At 60.8% G+C, this 20,611-nt stretch carries 23 protein-coding genes and 1 tRNA gene; 14 read left to right on the top strand and 10 right to left on the bottom strand.

Going from position 1 to position 20,611, the window contains the following annotated elements; translation table 11 throughout:
- Nucleotides 1-12 precede the first annotated feature (12 nt).
- The 5 genes from nrdR to nusB all read left to right on the top strand — a co-directional run bounded on the left by nrdR (nt 13) and on the right by nusB (nt 3,452).
- Entirely contained in the window at nt 13-558 is a 546-nt protein-coding gene (gene nrdR, locus KIO74_RS04395; RefSeq protein ID WP_213330868.1) for a transcriptional regulator NrdR, read from the top strand.
- Between the two features lie 36 nt (nt 559-594).
- Entirely contained in the window at nt 595-1,770 is a 1,176-nt protein-coding gene (gene ribD, locus KIO74_RS04400; RefSeq protein WP_213334139.1) for a bifunctional diaminohydroxyphosphoribosylaminopyrimidine deaminase/5-amino-6-(5-phosphoribosylamino)uracil reductase RibD, read from the top strand.
- Nucleotides 1,752-2,396 carry a riboflavin synthase gene (locus tag KIO74_RS04405; protein ID WP_213330870.1) on the top strand — a complete coding sequence of 215 codons (645 nt, stop codon included), beginning with the start codon at nt 1,752-1,754 and terminating at the stop codon, nt 2,394-2,396. Before ribD ends, KIO74_RS04405 begins: the two co-directional genes overlap by 19 nt.
- Before the next feature lie 79 nt (nt 2,397-2,475).
- Nucleotides 2,476-2,976, top strand: a complete 501-nt coding sequence (gene ribH / locus KIO74_RS04410; protein ID WP_213330872.1) for a 6,7-dimethyl-8-ribityllumazine synthase — start codon at nt 2,476-2,478, stop codon at nt 2,974-2,976.
- The gene (nusB, locus tag KIO74_RS04415) at nt 2,973-3,452 is read left to right on the top strand and encodes a transcription antitermination factor NusB (protein WP_213330874.1); all 480 of its coding nucleotides are present in this window, start codon (nt 2,973-2,975) and stop codon (nt 3,450-3,452) included. The genes ribH and nusB overlap by 4 nt, the downstream gene beginning before the upstream one ends.
- An 87-nt stretch (nt 3,453-3,539) precedes the next feature.
- Here nusB and KIO74_RS04420 read toward each other — a convergent pair whose 3' ends face one another.
- Nucleotides 3,540-4,634 (bottom strand): adenylate/guanylate cyclase domain-containing protein, encoded by a 1,095-nt coding sequence (locus KIO74_RS04420; RefSeq protein WP_213330876.1) that lies wholly within the window; start codon nt 4,632-4,634, stop codon nt 3,540-3,542.
- A 308-nt stretch (nt 4,635-4,942) separates the two neighbouring features.
- Between KIO74_RS04420 and KIO74_RS04425 the strand changes: the two genes are divergently transcribed.
- Nucleotides 4,943-5,326 carry a hypothetical protein gene (locus KIO74_RS04425; protein WP_213330878.1) on the top strand — a complete coding sequence of 128 codons (384 nt, stop codon included), beginning with the start codon at nt 4,943-4,945 and terminating at the stop codon, nt 5,324-5,326.
- Nucleotides 5,327-5,427: 101 nt separating this feature from the next.
- Here the strand turns inward: KIO74_RS04425 and KIO74_RS04430 are convergent, their stop codons facing one another.
- Nucleotides 5,428-6,219 carry a class I SAM-dependent methyltransferase gene (locus KIO74_RS04430; protein ID WP_213330880.1) on the bottom strand — a complete coding sequence of 264 codons (792 nt, stop codon included), beginning with the start codon at nt 6,217-6,219 and terminating at the stop codon, nt 5,428-5,430.
- A 100-nt stretch (nt 6,220-6,319) separates the two neighbouring features.
- Here KIO74_RS04430 and KIO74_RS04435 point away from each other — a divergent pair, with 100 nt between their 5' ends.
- The 4 genes from KIO74_RS04435 (at nt 6,320) to KIO74_RS04450 (ending at nt 9,602) form a co-directional block, all read left to right on the top strand.
- Nucleotides 6,320-7,456, top strand: coding sequence for an ABC transporter substrate-binding protein (locus tag KIO74_RS04435; RefSeq protein ID WP_249730856.1), 1,137 nt, complete (start codon nt 6,320-6,322; stop codon nt 7,454-7,456).
- Nucleotides 7,457-7,470: 14 nt separating this feature from the next.
- Nucleotides 7,471-8,535, top strand: a complete 1,065-nt coding sequence (locus tag KIO74_RS04440; RefSeq protein WP_213330882.1) for a FecCD family ABC transporter permease — start codon at nt 7,471-7,473, stop codon at nt 8,533-8,535.
- On the top strand, nt 8,529-9,287 hold the full coding sequence (locus KIO74_RS04445; protein WP_213330883.1) for an ABC transporter ATP-binding protein: 759 nt from the start codon (nt 8,529-8,531) through the stop codon (nt 9,285-9,287). The genes KIO74_RS04440 and KIO74_RS04445 overlap by 7 nt, the downstream gene beginning before the upstream one ends.
- A 93-nt stretch (nt 9,288-9,380) precedes the next feature.
- Complete coding sequence (locus tag KIO74_RS04450; protein WP_213330884.1) at nt 9,381-9,602, top strand: hypothetical protein; 222 nt, start codon at nt 9,381-9,383, stop codon at nt 9,600-9,602.
- Between the two features lie 27 nt (nt 9,603-9,629).
- Here the strand turns inward: KIO74_RS04450 and KIO74_RS32145 are convergent, their stop codons facing one another.
- Nucleotides 9,630-9,761: a hypothetical protein gene (locus KIO74_RS32145; protein WP_283772115.1), complete on the bottom strand. Its 132-nt coding sequence runs from the start codon at nt 9,759-9,761 to the stop codon at nt 9,630-9,632.
- A gap of 410 nt (nt 9,762-10,171) precedes the next feature.
- Here KIO74_RS32145 and KIO74_RS04455 point away from each other — a divergent pair.
- Nucleotides 10,172-10,261: transfer RNA gene (locus tag KIO74_RS04455), tRNA-Ser, on the top strand.
- A 98-nt stretch (nt 10,262-10,359) separates the two neighbouring features.
- On the opposite strand, the gene KIO74_RS04460 is transcribed toward KIO74_RS04455, so the two are convergent.
- Nucleotides 10,360-10,902: a deoxynucleotide monophosphate kinase family protein gene (locus KIO74_RS04460; protein WP_213330885.1), complete on the bottom strand. Its 543-nt coding sequence runs from the start codon at nt 10,900-10,902 to the stop codon at nt 10,360-10,362.
- Nucleotides 10,835-12,226, bottom strand: coding sequence for a helix-turn-helix domain-containing protein (locus KIO74_RS04465; protein ID WP_213330886.1), 1,392 nt, complete (start codon nt 12,224-12,226; stop codon nt 10,835-10,837). Before KIO74_RS04465 ends, KIO74_RS04460 begins: the two co-directional genes overlap by 68 nt.
- Before the next feature lie 16 nt (nt 12,227-12,242).
- On the opposite strand from KIO74_RS04465, the gene KIO74_RS04470 reads away from it, so the two are divergent.
- A complete protein-coding gene (locus KIO74_RS04470; RefSeq protein WP_213330887.1) occupies nt 12,243-12,458 on the top strand; it encodes a hypothetical protein in 216 nt (71 codons plus the stop codon).
- Nucleotides 12,459-12,833: 375 nt separating this feature from the next.
- On the opposite strand, the gene KIO74_RS04475 is transcribed toward KIO74_RS04470, so the two are convergent.
- A complete protein-coding gene (locus tag KIO74_RS04475) occupies nt 12,834-13,118 on the bottom strand; it encodes a phage protease (RefSeq protein ID WP_213330888.1) in 285 nt (94 codons plus the stop codon).
- Nucleotides 13,119-13,465: 347 nt separating this feature from the next.
- A complete protein-coding gene (locus KIO74_RS04480; RefSeq protein ID WP_213330889.1) occupies nt 13,466-13,732 on the bottom strand; it encodes a hypothetical protein in 267 nt (88 codons plus the stop codon).
- A 547-nt stretch (nt 13,733-14,279) separates the two neighbouring features.
- Here KIO74_RS04480 and KIO74_RS04485 point away from each other — a divergent pair.
- A complete protein-coding gene (locus KIO74_RS04485) occupies nt 14,280-14,891 on the top strand; it encodes a hypothetical protein (protein WP_213330890.1) in 612 nt (203 codons plus the stop codon).
- Between the two features lie 264 nt (nt 14,892-15,155).
- Here the strand turns inward: KIO74_RS04485 and hutC are convergent, their stop codons facing one another.
- The 3 genes from hutC to KIO74_RS04500 form a co-directional block, all read right to left on the bottom strand.
- Complete coding sequence (gene hutC / locus KIO74_RS04490) at nt 15,156-15,905, bottom strand: histidine utilization transcriptional repressor HutC (protein ID WP_213330891.1); 750 nt, start codon at nt 15,903-15,905, stop codon at nt 15,156-15,158.
- A gap of 213 nt (nt 15,906-16,118) precedes the next feature.
- Entirely contained in the window at nt 16,119-17,648 is a 1,530-nt protein-coding gene (hutH, locus tag KIO74_RS04495; protein WP_213330892.1) for a histidine ammonia-lyase, read from the bottom strand.
- A 169-nt stretch (nt 17,649-17,817) separates the two neighbouring features.
- Entirely contained in the window at nt 17,818-18,780 is a 963-nt protein-coding gene (locus tag KIO74_RS04500) for a cucumopine synthase-related protein (protein WP_213330893.1), read from the bottom strand.
- 360 nt (nt 18,781-19,140) lie between these two features.
- On the opposite strand from KIO74_RS04500, the gene KIO74_RS04505 reads away from it, so the two are divergent.
- Entirely contained in the window at nt 19,141-20,142 is a 1,002-nt protein-coding gene (locus KIO74_RS04505) for a cucumopine synthase-related protein (RefSeq protein WP_249730857.1), read from the top strand.
- Nucleotides 20,143-20,611 lie beyond the last annotated feature (469 nt).

Here is a 20,611-nt window from a genome sequence, read left to right on the forward strand (position 1 = left end):
CGGAGTGAAACCATGCGTTGCCCGTTCTGCGGCAGTCTCGACACGCAGGTGAAGGACTCCCGGCCGACCGATGATCATTCCTCCATCCGCCGTCGGCGTGTCTGTCCGGACTGCGGTGGTCGTTTCACCACGTTCGAACGCGTTCAGCTGCGCGAGCTGATGGTGTTGAAGCGGTCCGGGCGGCGGGTGCCCTTCGACCGCGACAAGCTCACGCGATCCGTCAATGTCTCGCTGCGCAAGCGGGCGGTCGATCCGGAACGCGTCGAGCGGCTTATCAACGGTGTGGTCCGCCAGCTCGAGAGCACAGGCGAGTCTGAAGTCACCAGCCAGATGATCGGCGAGGTCGTAATGAAGGCGCTGCGCAATCTTGACAGCGTCGCCTATGTCCGCTTCGCTTCCGTGTACCGGAACTTTCGTGAGGCGCAGGATTTCAAGGCGCTCATTGGCGAGCTCGCCCTTGAAGAGTTGCCCGTCGAGGCCGATGTTGGGGAGGCCGCGCGAGGGGTTGACGCTTCCGGTGGGGCAGATGCTCCCGGCTCGGCTGACACGAAGACTTGAGCTTTGTCCGCGACCGATCGCCCCTCGCCGCGCCAGATGTCCCTGGATCGCCGTTTCATGCGCGATGCGCTCGCCCTTGGCGCGCGGCATCTGGGGCTGACCTGGCCTAATCCCTCTGTCGGCGCCCTCATCGTCGCGCCGGGGCCGGAGGGGATCATCCTGGGCCGTGGCATGACCCAGCCCGGGGGGCGCCCCCATGGCGAGCCCGTGGCGCTAGCCGCTGCCGGCGCGGCGGCGCGCGGCGGGACGCTCTATGTCACACTCGAGCCCTGTTCGCATTGGGGGCGAAGCCCGCCCTGCGTCGACGCGGTCATCGCCGCGGGCATCGCGCGCGTCGTCTCGGCGCTCGAGGATCCTGACCCGCGGGTCGCGGGCTCGGGGCATGCGCGTCTCAGGGCGGCGGGTATCGCCGTGACCACCGGCCCTTTGGCCGTCGAGGCCGAGCGCGCCCATCGCGGCCATATCCTGCGTGTACGCGAGGGACGACCGGCGGTCACCGTGAAGCTCGCGATGACCGCGGACGGTTTCGCCGGCGTCGCGGGTGAGCGCCTGCGCATCACGGGGCCCATCGCCAACGACCACGTCCATCTCATGCGCGCGCATGCCGATGTGATCATGGTGGGCGTCGGCACGGTGCTCGCCGATGATCCCGCCCTGAATGTGCGGCTGCCGGGGATGGAGGCTCGCTCGCCCGTGCGCGTGATCATCGACACGGCACTCCGCACGCCACCCTCAGCGGTGGTCGCGCGAACGGCGCTCAAGCATCCGACATGGATCATCGCTGGCCGGGACGCGCCGGTCGAGGCCGAGCGAGCACTGGTCGCGCAGGGCGTCGAGGTGATGCGGCTTGGCTCCGTCGGCACGGTCGATCTCGCTGCGGCGCTGCGGCTTCTGGCGACGCGTGGTGTGACACGCGTCTTTTGCGAGGGGGGCCCGCGACTGGCGGATGCGCTCGCCGCCGCCGGCTTGGTCGATGAGCTCGTGACCGTGACGGGACCGCGCGCGCTGCGGGCGTTGTCGGCGCGACTGGGCATCACCGCTCTTGGACCGCATCTTGGTGGACTTGTTCGCGGCGGGATTGTCAAAGCCGCCGCCACATGGGATGTCGCCACATCTGACGTTGCAAGGAATGACGCGGGCGGCGCGGTCGACGGGGCCGTTGATCGCTTCACCGTCCTTGAAAGGCCAAGTTCATGTTTACCGGAATCGTGACCGATGTCGGCGAGATCGTCGCCGCGGAGGACTTCCAGGGGACCCTGCGCCGTCTGCGCATCATTTCCCGCTATGACCCGGAGACGATCGCGATCGGCGCCTCGATCGCCTGTGGCGGTCCTTGCCTCACGGTTGTCGCAGTCGGCCCGCACGGGCAGGGTTCGTGGTTTGAGGTCGACGCGGCTGCCGAAACGCTTGCCTTGACGACGGTGGGCGACTGGACAGTCGGCACGCGTATCAATCTCGAACGCTCCCTCAAGATCGGTGACGAGCTCGGGGGACATATCGTCACGGGCCATGTGGACGGGATCGGCACGATCGTCGCGCGTCAGGACATCACGGAGGCGGGCGAGGGGAGTTCCTGGGGGGCGACCGCCCGGTTCGACATCCGCGCCCCCGAGGCTATTGCCGCGTTCATCGCCACCAAGGGTTCGGTTGCGCTCGACGGCTGTTCTCTGACGGTCAATCACGTCGAGGGCAGCGTGTTCTCCATCCTCCTCATTCCGCATACGCTCGAGGTCACGACCTGGGGCGCGAGAAATGTTGGCGACCGCCTCAATCTAGAGGTGGATCTCATGGCTCGCTATGCCGCACGCCTTGCGGAGGCGCGGGGGGCGGGTTACTGAGCACAGGTTCGGTTCGTGGCGAGGTTTGCCCGGACCCCAATTTTTCATCTGTCCCGTTTTATCTTGTCCGGATCATCTCATGGCCGCTCCACGCCAAAGCACACCTGTCGCCTCCTCCTCGGGCCCAGCGCGCGTTCTTATTGTCGAGGCGCGCTTCTATGATGACCTGGCAGACGAACTGCTGCGGGGCGCGCGCGGCGCGTGCGAGGCTGCAGGCGCCGCCGTCGACGTTCTTACAGTGCCGGGCGCGCTTGAATTGCCGGCTCTTTTGGCGATCGCGCTTGACGCGGCCGAGGCGCGGGGCCTTCCCTATGATGCGGCGGTGGCACTCGGGTGCGTCATCAGGGGCGAGACGGGCCACTACGAAATCGTTGCCAATGAGAGCGCGCGCGCCCTCATGAATCTGGCGGTGAGCCGCCGTCTGCCGTTCGGCAATGGCATCCTGACGGTCGAGAACGACGAGCAGGCCTGGGCGCGGGCGCGGGTCAGCGAGATGGACAAGGGCGGAGGTGCAGCGCAAGCGGCGCTCGCCGTTCTTCGCATCAAGCGCGATCTGGCCGTGACGGGAAAAACCCGATGAGCGACGCGCAGATTTCCAAGGGCGAACGTCGCAGCGCAGCGCGCCTCGCGGCCGTGCAGGCGCTCTATGAGATGGACGTCGCTGCAACCGGCGTCATCGAGGCGGTTGCCCAGTTCGAGGCGCACTGGATGGGACAGGAGATCGACGGTGTCTCCTTCAAGCCGGCGGAAGCTGCATTTTTTCGCGATATCGTTGCTGGCGTCGTCCGTGAGCAGAAGCCGGTGGATCGCAAGGTCGACGCCGCCCTGGCCAAGGGTTGGCCGCTGACGCGCGTCGAGATCGTCCTGCGCGCCGTCTTGCGTGCCGGCTGCTATGAGCTGATGTTCCGCAAGGATGTGCCCGTCCGCGTCGTCATCTCCGAGTATGTGGATGTATCGCGAGCCTTCTATAGCGACGATGAGCCTGGCTTCGTCAATGCGGTGCTGGATGCCGTCGCTCGCGAGGTTCGGCCTGGAGAGCTCGGGCCGCGCGGCTGATCGGCGAATATGACTGGTCCGGCGTCCTCTGACGTTTTGAGTGCCTGAGATCCGAAGGTCGGCATTCTCTATCGCCCGCCAGGGCCGTTAATCCACTTTTTCCGGTGTGGTGACACCAGATGTCTCGGCTGTCGTCGGATAGGTTTTGGCGGCTTCGTCGGTCGTGGATGTCGCAGGCGGCTTGTCAGAGGCCGCAAACAGGTGGATTGACACTCTTTTGCCGCGAATGCGGACAGGCCCGAGATCCTCGAAATGCAGATCTTCCATGCCTCCAGCAGCGAGGAGGTCATGGGCGGCCGCGGATACAAGGTAGTCTTTTCCGAGATCCCGACAGAGCGACTCAATCCGTGAGGTCGTGTTCATCAGGTCGCCGAGCAGCACGATTTCGCGTTTGAAGTCTCCCATCTCGCCGACCACCAGGGGGCCGACGTGGAGAGCTCCCCGGAAATGCGGCGACGTGCCGAAGGTGGCCTCGTAGCGCGACCTGTTCGCGGCGAGCGCGTCGCGAATAGCAAAGAAGCAATCGAGCACGTCGTGGCGCCGCCGCGCCGATTTCAGCAGTGACGGCACTTGCCATGTCACGATGACCTCATCGCCGATGTAACGGTAGATTTCGCCACCGCGATCGAGGATCGCGTCGGTCATGTCGGTGAAGAGGGTGTCGAGGAAGGCATGGAACCGCACGTCACCCAGCCGCTCCGCGGTTCCTGTCGAGCCGGCGAGGTCAAGGAAGAGAACGGCCCGCTCCTCCTGCCGCGGCTGCCTGTAGCGGCCGGTGACCAGCGCGATGAGGTTGGTGGTGCCGAACTGCCGTCGCAGGACGAAAAGGAAGTTGAAGCCGAAAGTCAGCGCGAGCGTTCCCCAGATGTCGCTGCTGCTCGCCTCATAGGGGATGCCCGTGACGAGACGGACGAGCTTCCCGATCATCAGCACGATGGCAAGATAGGCGACAAGACGAAGCGCCAGCGCCGCGCCCAGGCTCACGCGCCGTAGGCGGTCGTGGAAGGCCATTTCAAAATAGCAGACGCAGGCACCGATCAGCCCGACGACAAGCGCGCCGATCATCGCAGGTGTCAGATTATCGATGGAGCGCCATTGGATGACGGCGCCGATCAACGCGCATATGGCCGTGACCGCAATCATAACGCGTATTCTGAAGCGGGTCTTGATGCTCATGGCCATGGCTCGCTCCAATATATCCGTTGGCTTCGCCGATGAGGCCCTTCAGTCGAATTGCCCACGGTGCGCTGCTTCATCTTCCAGCTCCGGGGGTGCGGGCGCGGTCGAGGTTCTGGTAGCCATTTGATCGAGCGTGTATTATTCGAACCGAGCTTCGTCTGCAGATGAGCTTCCTGGGGAAAATAGCGCAGAATAGGCCAGCTCCCCAAGGCTCTTCACGAAGGGAAGGAGCTAGCCTGGAAACGCCGTGTAAGCACCGCGTGTTGCCTCACCCCTAGATGGGATCGGTGGTGAGGTTTTGGGGGAGGGGAATGGTTCGGTTGACGAATGGCAAGTTCGACGCTTTTCGTAGCGTCAGCCACGGTATCGCTTTTGAATTTCGAGACTTCCTGACTTTGCGGAAGCGTTCACGAGAAAAGCCGGCTTTTGGGGATGGCAGGCTCTTTCCGACGCCGAATGAAGTCACGGTGGCGTGGCTTACCCCTCGCTTGCGGGGCGATTTCGCTGTGGAGAGTCGAGCGGGCGGCATTACCCAATTGGTGATGCTCGCCGATGAGGCGGACGCGCAAGCCTTGGCGCAAGACTTGCGGCTTTCCTTCACGCCGGGGGGGCACCAGCGCTGCACCTATATGGCGCGCTATGAGGTGACAGCTTTCACTCAGCTGAAATGGGCGACGCAGGCCGGGCTGATCTGAGCCGCTGATGATCCATCACTGAGCCAGTGCTGGCTTATGGCTCGGTGAGGGCCGTCTCCGTCATTGACGATTTGCGACGTGAGGCCGGAGCCCGCCGCCCCTTAGGTCAGGGGCTTTGTGACGCAGATCGCGTATCGATCCTGGAAGAGACGGTCCAGCCCACGCAACAAGGGCATCTTGCGGGCCTGCGCCAGATGAATGTCATGCATTTTCCGGTCCACCACGGTGCCGGTGAAGCCAGCCTCCTCGAGGAGCGTCACCACTGATTCCGCGGTCATGCCCTTGGAAAAAAACAGCTGCGACCGAATTCGCTGATCACGATCGGCGAGATCCGCATCCCGCATTCCAGCTATCGGCTTGCCGGTGATTTTCTCCAGCGATGCGCGGAGCAGACCGGCCCATGTCTTTTTGTCTTGGTTCAGGTCGACGACCAGTAGTTTTCCGCCCGGCTTCAGTAGCGCATACCATTCCGCGAATGCGGCCCTGGGATCGACCAGGGTCCAGACGAGGTGGCGCGTAATGATGACATCGTAGCTGCCACGGGCCTCCATGGTGTTCTCGGCGTCGCACATGATGAAGCGGATATCGCTGCCGCGCTTCGCCGCCTTGGCGCGTGCCCGGGACAGCATCGCCTCCGACCAGTCGGCGCCTGTAACAGCGAAACCCAGGTCGTGCATGAGATGCGAGATGACGGCCGTGCCACAGGCAAGGTCCAGAGCTGCTCGCCCCTCTCCCTGACCGAGATGCCGCGTGATCAGCCGATGCCAGCCGCGCCTCTCCGCGTCGGAAAAAATTTCGTGTCCTACGCCCAAGTCAAAGGTTTCGGAGCGTATTGACCAATATTCGCGGATTTCGTCGCGCAGTGAATAGTTTGAGCTATGCACGTCCGTCATGGAAGCGAACTCATTGGAATTATTACAAAAGATAGCGATTGACGATCTCTCGTCGATTTTCTATCGGCGAACTCAATAGCAAATTTAAAGGACGGTCGGAATGGGTTTCCTTCATCGAACCGTGGTCACGGTCGTCGCGCTGGCAGCGCTGACGCCGGCCGCCGTCATGGCTCAGGCCTTCACCGTGAAGGACGTAGCCGGACGCGAGGTCAAATTCGACAAACCCGTTGATCGCGTCATCCTCGGCGAGGGGCGTCTTCTCTATTCCGTCGCGGCCATCGAGCCCGATCCCTTCTCGAAAGTGGTGGGATGGCGCAACGACCTCATGCGCAACGATGACGACACCTACAAGGCCTATGTCGCCAAGTTTCCCAAGGCCAAGGATGTGCCGTTTCTCGGCAACCTGACCGACGGAACGTTGCAAACCGAGACGGTCGTCAATCTCAAGCCCGACGCCATGATCTTGACCATCGGCGACAAGAAGGCCGCCGATGAGGTCAAGCTTGAGGAGATGCTGGGCAAGATCGGCGTGAAGGTCGTCTACGTCGACTTTCGCGAGCATATCTTGAAGAATACGGAGCCCAGCCTCAAGGTACTCGGTCAGCTCTTCGGCAAAAGCGAGCGCGCCGACGAGGTTGCCGCTTTCTGGCGCAAGGAGCTCGCGCGCGTCGCCGACAAGCTGAAGGCCGCCAATCCGAAGCGCCCGAACGTCTTCATGTACCGCGCCGCCGGGCTCGTGGAGTGCTGCGGGACTTTTGGCCCCGACAACTTCGGGCTGATGGCGGATCTGGCTGGTGGCCATAACATCGGCTCGGATTTCCTGCCTGGTTATACCGGCTCCATCAATGCCGAGCAGGTCGTCGCGACCAACCCCGACGTCATCGTGGTGACCGGCGCCAACTGGAGCCAGACCCCGAATGCCAAGAACTTCGTCAATGTCGGTCCGGGCGCGGTCGCGTCGGCGGGGGCGAGCCGGGAGGCGCTGGCGGCGTTGATGAAGGAGCCCGCCTTCACCGGATCGAAGGCCGTGAAGAACAATGATGTTCACGCGATCTGGCACCAGTTCTACACGAGCCCCTACCAGTTCGTGGCGATCCAGCAGATGGCCAAGTGGTTCCATCCGGAACTCTTCGCGGACCTCGATCCTGACGCGACGTTCAAGGAGTTCCACAATAAGTTCCTGCCGATTGCCTACCAGCCGGGTTATTGGATCTCGCTGGACGGCGGTAAGAAATAATGTCGACGCTGCACATGGCAGATCCTGCTGTCGGTAGCCTCGAGGGGCGCGGTCAATACCGCGCCCTTATTCGCAGGAAACTCGCCATTCTGACTGCCATGGTGTTGGCGCTGTGTCTGTCCTTCGCCATTGATCTGGCGTGGGGCCCAGCGCGCTATAGCCTTTTCGACGTGATTCTCGCGGTGTTCAATCCCGCCGCTGTTTCGGATTCCATCCGCACGGTGGTCTGGGACATCCGCATGCCGGTTGCGGTCATGGCAATCGTGGTGGGCGCGGCGCTTTCCGTCGCCGGCGCGCAGATGCAGACCATCCTGGCGAACCCGCTCGCGAGCCCGTTCACCCTTGGGATCTCGGCGGCGGCCAGCTTTGGCGCCGCCTTCGCCATCGTTGTCGGCGTGCCATTCCTGCCCGTGGTGGCTTCGGGCTTCATCGTTCCGCTGAACGCCTTTCTGATGGCGCTGGTCGCCACGCTGTTCATCCATTTCATCTCCCAGATGCGCGGCGTATCCGTCCAGACGGTGGTGCTTCTCGGCATCGCCCTTGTCTTCACATTCAACGCGGCGCTCGCCTTCCTGCAATATCTCGCCTCCGAGCAGGCGCTTTCGACTGTGGTGTTCTGGACCATGGGCAGCCTCACGAAGGCGACATGGCCGAAGATCTGGATCACGCTCACGGTGCTGCTGATCGCGCTGCCCCTGTTCGCCCGCAACGCCTGGGCTTTGACCGCCATTCGCCTGGGGGAGGACAAGGCCGCGAGCTTCGGCGTGAATGTGCGCTACATCCGTCTGGAGACCATGCTGATCATCTCGCTTCTCGCGGCCATTCCGGTCAGCTTCGTCGGGACTATCGGCTTTGTCGGGCTTGTAGGCCCGCATATCGCCCGCATGATTTTCGGTGAAGACCAGCGCTTCTTTCTGCCCGGCTCGGTCGTCTCCGGCGCGCTCCTGCTGTCGGTCACGTCGATTGTCAGCAAGTCGATCATTCCCGGCGTCGTCTTCCCGATCGGCATCATCACCGCGCTCGTCGGTGTGCCGTTCTTCTTCTCGCTGATCCTAACCGACGTGAGGCGCACATGGTGACGCTCCAGCTCGATCAGGTCGGAGCCTATTACGGCAAGAAGCTGACGGTCTCCGAGATCAGCACGCCTGTGCTGACAGGGGGCGAGCTGGTGGCCGTCATCGGCCCCAACGCCGCGGGCAAGTCGACCCTGTTCAAGCGTGTCGCCGGGCTCCTGAAAGGGCCGGGCCAGATCCGCCTGAAAGGCAGCGCGAAGGGCAAGCGGGCCATCAGCTACATGCCGCAGGACAGTTCGGCGAATGCTGTGCTGACGGTCTATGAATCCATCCTGCTGGCGCGGAAACAGGGCCAGTCGTGGAGCGTCGGCGACGATGACCTGCGGCTGATCGATCACATCATGAGCGCGCTCGATATCCAGGATCTCAGTTTCCGGGATCTCGGCGCGCTCAGCGGGGGGCAGCGGCAGCTCGTGTCCATCGCACAGACACTGGCGCGCGAGCCCGATGTCGTCATCATGGACGAGCCGACCAGCGCGCTCGATCTCCATCGGCAGATGGAGGTGCTGGCCTTCATGCGCGCGCAGGCGCGACAACGCGGCATGATCGTCCTGATCGCGATCCACGACCTCAACCAGGCGCTCCGGTTCGCTGACAAGACGCTGATCATCGCCAAGGGCCGCATGGTCGCTTGCGGCCTCTCCGGAGACATTATCACCGCCGAGATGTTGCGCGACGTCTATCGCGTCGAGGCCCGGATCGAGCGGTGCTCGCGCGATCTCAGCCATGTCATCGTCGACGCCAATATCCCGGCCTGATACGCTCAGGGGCCGCTGTCTCCGCTGCGGTCATGCTTGCCCTGATCACGCGGCGGTGGGATAACGTCTCCTGCTGGAAGCGGGATGTGAACGATGATGATCGAACACGCAGCAGTTATCAGGCGTATCGCTTTGGCCGGAAATGAAGGCGAGCCTGCTTATCCCTGGTCTCTTGTCACTCAGGACGCGATTGATCGTCTGGTGGAACTCCACCTCGTGGAAGTGGTGGGGACGGACCGTGATCACCGTCCGCTGTATCGCCTGACCAAAGATGGCCGCGAGGTCTCCGGCGACATCGCTCCGGCCTACGGCTGAGCGCTTTATCTCCGTCGCGTGCGGGTTTTAAGTGAAGGTGTGGATGACGAATGCCAGGCCGATAAAGGCCGCGATCGTGCCCGCGATCGCGAATTTCAGCGCGAGGCTGGGATCGCAGCGCGGCGTCAGTCCATCGTCGTAGTCACTCTGATCCAGCACAATCGTTCTCCGGCATAATCTCCCGTCCGGATATGGCGGGGATGCTTCAGTTTCGTGACGGATGCTCCAATCGTAGAATACACATGTGACGCCGGTTGTCTCGCATTGCCTGCCTTCGGCTCCATGCCCGCCCTCTGCATAAGGTCGCTCAATCGAGAGCTCTGAACAAAACGGCTCGCCTTGGCGAGATCGGCGGTCTCGCGGATGGGGGTGCTGAAGCAATCCCACCTGGGGCAATCTCTTTCATGGCCGTTTCGTCGTTGCGACCAACGACGCTCCGTGAAACCGGGTTCTGAAACCTCGCTATCCGACGAAGAAGCGGATTGCGCCGCATAAAATCAGTGCGCCACGACGGCATTTTCACTTTCATGACTTGCGTCATGCTCATGCTGTGGACTATCTGAAGCGCGGGAGAGGTGGCCGAGTGGTTTAAGGCAGCGGTCTTGAAAACCGCCGTGCGGGCAACCGTACCGTGGGTTCGAATCCCACCTTCTCCGCCAGCAACGCTTTGATTTAATTGATATAATCTGTTCGAAGGCTTGCCTTTTTCAGCCCCTCTCCGGCTTGGCCAAAGCGAAGAAATCGGGAACATTCCACGTCAATATTGAGGTTTCGGGACAGAGAGTCCCGAAAAAGTCCCGAAATCTGTTCCCTTCTTGTTCTTGTCTTCAAGTGCTCGGACTTTGCCAGCCAAGTTAGCCGCCCTAAGGCGAAGTTCGTTGAGGGTCCCATCATTCTGAAAAACCAGATCGGGCTCTCCCGGTAACACCTCTGAGGGGTGGTCGGACAACGGCCCGACACCCGGGCGTTGCACCTCGACGAGAAACGCACCACGTTGACGAAGCGCCGCGACCTCGTTCGCAAAGCGTACGCTCTCCTGCACCACATGGCCGCCGGCGCGGATGACGCGATCGACCTTCGCGAGCCAGAGCGACAACCAGAAATCGTCCGCCACACACTGGCGACCCCATTCGGTGCCGAGCGTCTGCTGCGCCTCTGTCGAGGTGATCCCCAATTCCGGAATGAGGTCGCGCTTCAGGTCGCCGTCGACGAACCGCACGATGGTCGCCTCGTCATAGCCTATTTCCCGTAGTAGTGCGGCGAGCATTTGCTTGAGTGGCCGGCCGATGTGCGGCGCCACGAATCCATGGCGCCGGCATAGATGGCGAGCGACCTCGCTCTTGCCGGCGCCGGCATAGCCCATCAGACCAATGATCATGCCGCCGCCCTCGCCATGGTGGCGGTATCCGCAGGCGCGGCAGGGGAGGAACAGCCGGATCTTCAAGCTGGATCTCGACACGCTCGCGCAGCTTCCAGCGCTCATGCAGCAGGAACAGCCATTGCATCGGCGGCTCGAGGCTAGCGCGCAGACCGTTGCCGTATTCGGTATAGCCGGGCACCGAGCCGTTGCTGAGTACAGTCCCTGGATTGGCCGAGGTGTGGTAGTGCCCGTGCAGGATGAGATCGGGCCGCCGCCCGGCGCGAGCCTGTTGCGCCTCCACCTTCTTCGTGCCGCGAACAATCGGCGCCAGCGGCCCGATGAACCCTTGGCCGCCGCCCGTGCCCATGCCGTCGCCGTGGTTGACGAAGACCGTGTGGCCGAGGACGGGCACGACGGCGTCCCTTGAGGCGCCGATCTGGAACGTCACCCGTTTATCGCCCGCATACCGATCGGCAATCATCGAGGCGGCGAGGGTGTCATAGGACGTGCGCGCATAGAGTTTGGCTGTCGGCTTCACCGTGACGCGGCCGTGGTTACCCGGCACCGACACCACATGGACGCGGCCGAAGGTGTCGCGCAGATGCCGGATGCCGGCCGCGATCTCCTCGACGACGAAGCGCACCTGATCGTGAGCGGTGAGGGCATTCGTGATGCGCAGTTCCTCGTGAATGTCGCCAGAGATGAGATCACCACCCAGGACGAGGAGGACGCCTTCGTTCTGGCAATCGACCGTCCAGCGCGGGCCGATCTCGCAGGAGGCCGCGAAATACCGGCGCAGGCGGCGGCGGCAAATCTCGACATCGAAGGCATTGAGGCCGAGGATTTCATCGGGATCCACCCGCTCACCCGCATGCACATCGCTGAGCAGAAGGCCGATGACCGATCGGCTTCGTTTCGGTGACGCGGCGGCGAGCAGCCTTTCGGGCGGCTGCACCGGCTGGTTGCGAATGCCGGCCAGCTGCTCGGCCATCAACTCGACCTTGGCGAGATCCTTCTCGGCCGTCTTCAATCGCTTGCGCCAGAACGCGGCATCATGCAGCTCGCGGCGGGCTGCCTGGGGCGATGTTTCTGGCGTCTGCGCCAGTCCAGCCAGCATCGTGGACAACGTCCGGCTTGCCGTCTTCCGGCCTATACCGAGTTCGCGCGCGGCAACCGCTGGTTTGACGCCAGCGGCCAAGCGTTGGCGCAAGGCGGCTTTCTGCTCGGCCGAAAGGTGGGCGACCACCGCTGCTGCATTGATCATATAGGCCGGATCGTCGATGATGCGCTTCGGCGCCACGAACTTGCCGACGAGCTCGAAGACGGCGCCGGCCTCGAATTCGATCGCATCCGGGTTGAGGTTGATCTCGACGCCCGGCGATGCCGTGTCGATGGCACGCGGGGTTGCTCAGCGCTTCGAGGGCGAACTTCTGCGCGGCGGTGATGATGAACTTGTTCTCGACGCTCATGATACGGTCCTGATCCTGGTGATGTAGTTCTGGATGACGGCGTTCAGATCGGCTTCCTTGCCGACCATCGAAACCCCGAGCATTGCGAAGCCGACGCGCCGCGTGCTGAACGTCGAAGGCGAGCGGCCGCAGATCCGGAATCGCTAGTGGGGCGGCCGGCAGCCGAGACGGTGGCTTCAGCCATCTGGACGCCGTCGCGCCAGATCCGTTCGGTCGTGGCATCAATGCGGGAGATTCCCGAAAGCGCGGTGCACGAGGCCGGCTGACGACAGCGGCGATTTCCCGTGTCTGCGGATCGAGCAGGAAGGCCGGGGAGAGGAAGCGTTATTCGCGATTGGCGACCTTCGGCGTCCAGCTCACGTCACCCCAGATGCCGTCCGGCAGAAGTTCGAGCCGTTCGACCTAGCCGACGGCCGGCCGTGCCTCCCCATCGGCGTTCTTCTCGCTGGCGTGCTCATAGTCGATCGGCAGTGGCATGCCGTTGGCTGCGAAGGCATCGACGACGGCTCGGGGGTGGCTCATGCGCCAGGATCGCCCATCACGGCCAACGATCTCGGGCCCGCGCGGCAGAATGTGGATGCGCTTGGGCGGACCGCCCTCCGCCTGCAAGGCGACGACTCGCGTCTCAACCAGCAGTCCTGTGGGCTGTGGCTGGTCGTTCCGGGCAAGGGCGAGGTGCGAAATCATGGGGCGACATTGCGTCGTCGCCCCGGCGCTCAATACGGATGCGGATGCATCTCACTCGGGGGAATTCGACCATGATCATCGGGGCTGAACTCCCCGGAGGCAAGTGCGTTCCTCGATCAAGCTCTAACGCGGCTTTTAAAGGGTTTTAAAGGGGCCACGTGGCAGACACGAAAGAAATTGCCCCTATACTCATTGGTCACTTTCTCCGGCCGCAGATTACTTGACTGGTGCTAGCGCCTCTCCAAGATTCTCTGGAGCGTTGCAATGGAACTAGGCACCCTGATTTATTCCAAGATACCGCAGCACCCATCTGGTCGCACACTGCTTTGCAACCTCAAAGCCGACTTTCAAGCCCTCTTTACCCGTGTAGTTCGCGGTGTCAGAAAGCCACTTTTCGTCTGTTCGCCCAAGGTAGGCTTGCCAGCGTCAAGCTTGGCATCATCCTCCATTGCGCGCTTCAGGCTGTCGAAAGCTGATCGGTCGAGGCCAAGCTCACTCAAAACAGTTCGAAGCTCCTCAAGCTTTCCCTCGCTTACAGTGAGAGAATGGATCTGCGAGAAGTTGGCAGCGCTTGAGGCAATAACAACGTTTCCGCCATAGATGCTTGCGGTCACCGATCGTTCCACTGCACTTGTAGCTATAATGCTGAGATCATCTGCAAGGCATTCGAGGCTATAAGGAAGGTGCCCGAGCCACAGCGTCGCAAGACGCGCCGATGAACCGGCCTCGAGCCGTGTGGGGTTATTGGCCGACCGGGCGCATCATCTCTTCTCTCCCTTTTCAAACAGGACGTGGACGAGACGGCTAAGGCGAACGCCAAGTTCGCGCTCGGCGATGGCCGGTTTGACGCCCGCGGTAAGGCGCTGCCGCCTGGCCGAGAGGTGGCCGCCCATAACGGATTTGCATGCGTGCTCCTTTGGAAACAACGAAAGGCCCCGGCTCGCGCGACGCGAGTGGTAGAAAATCCGCCGGCGTTAAAGCGAACGTTGCGGAGGGTGCGCCAGCAACCTTGTGTTTGCCGCCCAATCAGTATATGTGAGCTCGGTAGGATTTAGTGGTTAGCAAATCGCGAAATTTTACTTTTATAATTTAGATATATCGAATATCTATAACGTATAATTTTTTTGTATTTTTAATATAAACTGGAAATCAGGTTGCGCTATGCCATTTTCGCCGCCCTTCAAGAACTTCCAGGCAGGAGATATGCTCTTTGGCTTGGGCTCGATCCTCGGGGCTGGATTGGGTAGATATACGAAGTATCTTGCCCCTGGTGTTTGTCGACAGTTATTGATTGTAAATTGTTATCTTATAAGGGATGAAACATCGTTCCTTGGGCCTGCGAAGCATAATAAGGATTTTGTTTTGATGCTTTCTCAGCACCCGAAATATCGAGAGGCCTTGAACCCCGATCTCGATTACAATACTTGGAGTAGAAAAAAATCAAAATTTGGACTATTCTGGAACGCACACAATGGGCTCAATACAACCGCTCATTTCATTCTAGATGATTTGGATTTACTTGATGTAATCAAAAAGAATAATGAAGGCGATTCGTGTCCGGAAATGGGTATAAAAGGAAGATCAATAACTGGCGCTGAGTTGCGATGGATATACCGGAATAGGTACGATCCAAAAGTGCAGAGATCTGTTCAATTCTGGCTCAATGGAGAGCCATCTTACCCTCCCTGGGAGGCGGGCTTTGATGAAGGCCGCGTGTTCGCGAGGAGTGAATACTGGACATTGTACCGTCCGCGATCACAACAGCGTAGCTAGCTGGCTGGTCAAACAGGAAGGCCGGGACCGCCCGGGTGATCACGGCCCGACCCCGCGGTGGCGGCAATCCTAATTTTTCCCCACGAGCGGGACGATCGATGGGCTGGCTAAGCGGTCCGACGTGAACCGGTTCACTCCCTTGCCTGGCTATCGTCCCTAGTGCTTGCGCTGTTTAGCGGCGACCAGTTGCGCGGCCAGGCGTTGAGGAGATTGGCCGCGAAGTCTCCCTGGTTTCCGAGAGCCGTGAATGCTCGGTCTCTAGCGCTAGGGAGCTCCGGGCGACATCGGCGGTTTGAAGCGCACGACGAACCGGTGGCGATCGCCAGGATAGATCAGCCGGACAAATGTGATGAGCTGGCCATCCAGCCATGTCCTGCGCGCGATGGAGATGCAGGCCGTGCGCTCGACCACCTGCAGTCTCCTGGCAAGGATAGCGTCGGCGGACACCGCGCGTATCGAATGCTCCCCCTCAGTGAAAGGAACATTCTGGAGCAGCCAGCTGCCCGGTGGCTCGTCCTTGAACTGCAGCCGCTCCACTTGCGGGACCGCATCAAGATTGATCTGACGGGTCTCCATCGTAAATGGCAGATTGTCGGCATAGTGCATGACCTCGAGGGTCAGGAGACGGGTTCCCACGGGAACGCCGACGTGCCGTGCATCAAGAGCGTCGGTTGCTTTTCGTACGCTGCGATCCGTGATCTCGAACGAATAAGTCCGGTCAATCGCCAAGACCTCCGCGCGAATATCCTGAATGTGCATCAGCGGTTCTTCGATGCGCGGGGGCGCCACGAAAGAACCCGACCGGCGCTTTCGAGAGATCATTCCCGCGGCGGCAAGACTTGATAAGGCCTTGTTCACCGTCATTCGCGAACAGTTATAGATGTCGACTAATTCACGCTCCGGAGGAATACGGGTACCCGGTCCCCATTCACCGGTCGTAATCTTGCTCTCGATATCGCGCTGTATCTCCAAGTAACGAGACGAAGCTTGTTTTTCCGTCGAAAAATCATCCATGGGCGGGCGATGCTACCTCCTGGATACCGGAACCGCTCATAGACTTGCCTCCCTCATCATCTGGAAAACTTCTAATTGGTATATAACATATGGCGATTTAACCGTACATCAAAGACCATATGGATGCCTCCAATGGCCTGTGGGGTGGTTTTCGACTGGCGGGGGCTTCGGACGCGGCGGCGACTATCCATGTCTTCGTCGCCGCCAAGCCCGTCAGAGCGCGGGGAGGGGTTCATTGGCAACCGGCGCGATCAACCGGCCGCTTCCGACAAGTTCCGCCGCCAGCGTGAGGTCGCGAGCCATATAGCGGTCGTCATCGAGTTTCGGAATCTCAGCCCGGATGGCCTTGCGAACGGCATCAAGCGCCGGACTGGAGGTAAGCGGCGCGCGCAAGTCTATGCCCTGGGCGGCGCTGAGCGCTTCTATGCCCACGATGGAGAACAAGTTCTCCGTCATCGGGAGGAGGCGGCGGGCGCCGTGGCACGCCATGGAGACATGATCCTCCTGGTTTGCTGATGTGGGTGTTGAATCCACCGAAGCGGGATGGGACATCTGCTTGTTTTCTGACATCAGCGCGGCGGATGTGACCTCGGCGATCATGAAGCCGGAGTTCAATCCGGGCTTGGGTGTCAGAAAGGCCGGCAGGCCGTAGCTCAAGGCGGGATCGACGAGCAGGGCGATGCGCCTTTGGGCGATCGCGCCGATCTCGCAGACAGCAATGGCGATCTGGTCCGCCGCAAGCGCCACGGGTTCCGCGTGGAAGTTGCCGCCTGAGACGATCGTGCCGTCGGAGAGCACAAGAGGGTTATCCGTCGCTGCGTTCGCCTCCACGATCAGTGTGCGGGCGGCCTGACGTAGGACATCGAGACAGGCGCCGACCACTTGGGGCTGGCAGCGAAGGCAGTAGGGATCCTGAACGCGTTCGTCGCCCTGCTCGTGGCTCGCCCGAATCTCGGAACCGTCCATCAGCGCCCGCAGCGCGTCCGCGGCGTCGATCTGGCCCTGGTGACCGCGAAGAGCGTGGATCTCTGGATGAAAGGGGGATGTCGATCCCATCGCGGCGTCAGTGGACAGCGCCCCTGAGACAAGCGATGAGACCAGCGCGCGATGAGCACGGAAGAGCCCGGCGAGTGCCAGCGCCGTCGAGGTCTGCGTGCCGTTGATCATCGCCAGCCCTTCCTTGGCCTTCAGGATGATCGGGGCTATCCCCGCTTTCGCCAAGGCTTCGCTGGACGGCAAAACCTTTCCGTCGAGTTTCGCCTCGCCCTCGCCGATCAAGGTCGCGGTCATGTGGGCGAGCGGAGCGAGATCGCCAGAGGCGCCGACCGATCCCTTTTCCGGAATGACCGGAAGGACGTTCCTCTCAAGCATGGCAGCCAGACAATGGATAACCGCAGGTCTGACGCCTGAGGCTCCGCGCCCGAGAGAGATCAGCTTCAGCGTCATGATGAGCCGAACGATACCGTCATCCAGAGGAGCGCCGACGCCACAGCAGTGTGACAGGATGAGATTGCGCTGTAGCTTTTCGATGTCGTCTGCGGGAATCCGCACGCTGGCAAGTTTGCCAAATCCGGTGTTGATGCCGTAGTGCGCCTGCTCTCCGCCGGCGATCTCCGTGACCTTGGCGGCTGACGCCCGAACCCTCTCCAGCGCAGCGTCATCCAATCGCGGGATGAGCGATCCCTCGTAGACGGCGGCCAAGGTTTCGAGGGGGACTTTTCCGGGAACAAGCGTATGGGCCATATCGGTACCTGATGAGACGAAGGCTGGGCAGACATATACGCGATCATGCCCGCATTTGTATATACCATACTAAGTTCGGGTTGATGTAAAGCGCACTCTCCGCAAATGGCATGGGCGGCCTTCCGAGGAAGGGCCGCCCATGAAACGAAAGCGCATGCTAACTATATGATCAGGATTGCTTAACTGGATTGAAACGGCCGGGGAATTCCTGACCGTTCACGGCGCGCCCGTAGAACATTCCCAGGTACCAGGGGAAGTAGTGATACGACCACGCGCACAGGCGGTTGCCATACATAATGAAAGTCCGCAGGATCGTGCGGAGTTCTTCCTTGTCATCCGTTTCGCGGATGGCGACCCGCAGCTTGTTCGAGAAATCGAGAAGCGTGTTCAGGCCGGAGTAGCCAAGATACTCGGAATAGGCCGGGTCGAACGCTTCGACCGCCGCCACGAAGTCATCATGAGACAGCGTGTCGATCAGTTTCAGGAGCGGATAGGCCGTGTACATGATGTAGTCACGGAGCATTCCGTTCGCGAAATCCCAGGCGGTGAAATACTGCCCGTATGTACCCGTGTCGCCGATCTCGCCGGTGCGTATACGTCGCAGGTCCTCGGGCTCAAGGGTCTGGATTCTTTTCGCCTCCGCGTAAAACTCCGCCGCGACGCCTTTGAGATTTGAGAACCGTCCTTCGCCTTTGTAGGCCTGCGCCGGATCGTGCGGCTTCACCTCAACGAAGATCTGCTCTTTCGCGAAGAAGAGATTGGTCCAGATTGCCTTTCCGACGCCTTGCAGCAGGTGGTGGTATTCCGGAAGGACTTTTCCAAGCACGGGCTGGGCGAGAGGCTCTAGCCCCTTGCCGTACTGGATCGAAAACTTGTTGCCGGTCGCTTGAGAATACCTCAGGTCCCCGACCGCGCAATCAATGATGCGGCGTCGCAAGCGGACTGGTGCGGTGCTGATGGTTGGCGTCCACGCGTAAAGCGACTCTCCCGACACCACGGGATGCGCCTGCATCACCTTGAACGGAAGATCTTGCCAGAATTCTTCACACAGTTCCGGATTGTCTTCGTCCGCGAGCTCCGCCACGACAACGATGCCCAGTTCCGGCCATGCGATATCAACCAACCTGCCCATTTCAGTCCTCATATTTCGGTAATGGCTCAGGCCAAATAAGATCATTAGCCCGATTAGGTATATACCATACGAGGTGTCTGGCTTTCCGCAAGGCCGTTTTCCGCGAAAGAGCCGGAGATTCAAAGTATTTCATCAGGCCAAATGGCACATTTGTCTAATTTCTCGCGCGCATAGGGCTCTTGCCATGGGATTGCGCTCGGGGGGCAGGGCAGTTCCATTCGCGCGCAGCGACGTGAATTTCGCCCGTCTGAGGATCGTTTCCCGAGCGAGTTTCGCCTGATATCCGCACGAGCGAGGTCGTTCGGGTCATTTTTGTGAACAAAAGCGACATATGGTCTATACAAATATCGATCATTGCATATGCTTGTCCCAGGCGGCCGTGACCGCCTTCTGCTCAAGATGGGAAGTTGGCAAATGACATATGAAAGCTTGGGTGATGTCACCAGGGCGGTGAAGGAGAAGACGGCGGCTTATGAAAAAACTGAGCCGAAGGAACTTCAGGATATTCGCACCGGTGCATTTGCGGTTGGTACCAACAATCAGTATTTCACCAACCTCGATTTCGTGAACGGTATGCTTCGCGATCAGTCCATGTACACGTGGTATCCGCTTCTGCTGACATTCCAGGATGAGCGGTTCACGCTCGAGCAGGCCTGCGTGCTCGTGCATCGCTTCGACTATGCGTACAGCAATTATCTGCGCTACAGCGGCCTGCAGGAGATGGGCGCCTTTGCGGAGGCGATCACAAAGCATCTTCCGACGGCTTCCAGCCGCGAAGAGGCCGTCGAGGCGGTGAAGGCGTTTCTCGGGTATCTCAACAGGCTGGCGGCATGGTCCTTCCACTATTTTCCGTGGAGTATCGGCAAGCATCTCACTTACGAGACGCCCGAGGGCTCCATCGCGGCTCTGGCAGACCCCGCGCGTCGCGTGAAAATCGTGGGAGGCCAGAAGGTTCGCTTAACCTGGCAGCCGCTCGGCGTAAGCGTCATTGCCTATCTGGCCACCAGAGAAAACCCGGAACTCTGCAACGACATTATCGAGGCTCTGCCGTTCACCGTTGTCCAGGATCACGCCGTCGTCAGCGGTGAATCCATGTATGCCTGGGCGCCCGTCGTCAGTACTTCCCCGGTCAATGTGAAGGAGCGCCAGTGCGACGCTCCGGTGGGACGCATTCGTTACTCACAGGGTACAGGCAACAAGATCATCGTGCAGTATGGCGAGGTCACCGAGGATATCGCAACACCGGTTCTTGGTGAAATACTGCCGGAGTACGCGGCGGACATCTACAAGGTCGGCCGAGCGGTTCTTGAAAGCAACTTCGGCGACAAAGCGCCCATCATGCTGACGGTTGAGCTCGCATAGCTCCCGTGTATTGCGCGACCACGGGATGGGTTGCCCTTCCCCTGGCCGTGAAAATGTGCCTTGATTGGCCATGCCTTTCTGATAATATGTATAGACCAAACGCAAATAATGCGGGTAGAGGAGAACGGCGCAATGGCTTTCTGGTTCGAATTCGGATCTATCGGCGGCGCTCCAAATGGTTCAGCGCCTGTTGCGAAAGCGCCTGCCGGCTTACCAGCCTATGAGACGCTTCCACGGTGATCATCCCTTGGCCGGCAATGGCTTTGGAGGGCCGGGCGCGAACGGGATCGGGCCTGCGGCTTCAATATTCTTTCCAAAGCTTCCGGCCGTAACCAGGCAATAGCCGACTGCTGCCCCAGAAGCAGGCGGGGCCGCTCATGTAATCGCAGATGAACAGGATGCTCGCTTCCTTGGCGAGAGCCAGATGCGAGACGCTTAGTTTCTAGAAAAATATCGCAATACAGATCCG

Source organism: Chelatococcus sp. HY11, from assembly GCF_018398335.1.
In the GTDB taxonomy this organism is placed as follows: domain Bacteria; phylum Pseudomonadota; class Alphaproteobacteria; order Rhizobiales; family Beijerinckiaceae; genus Chelatococcus.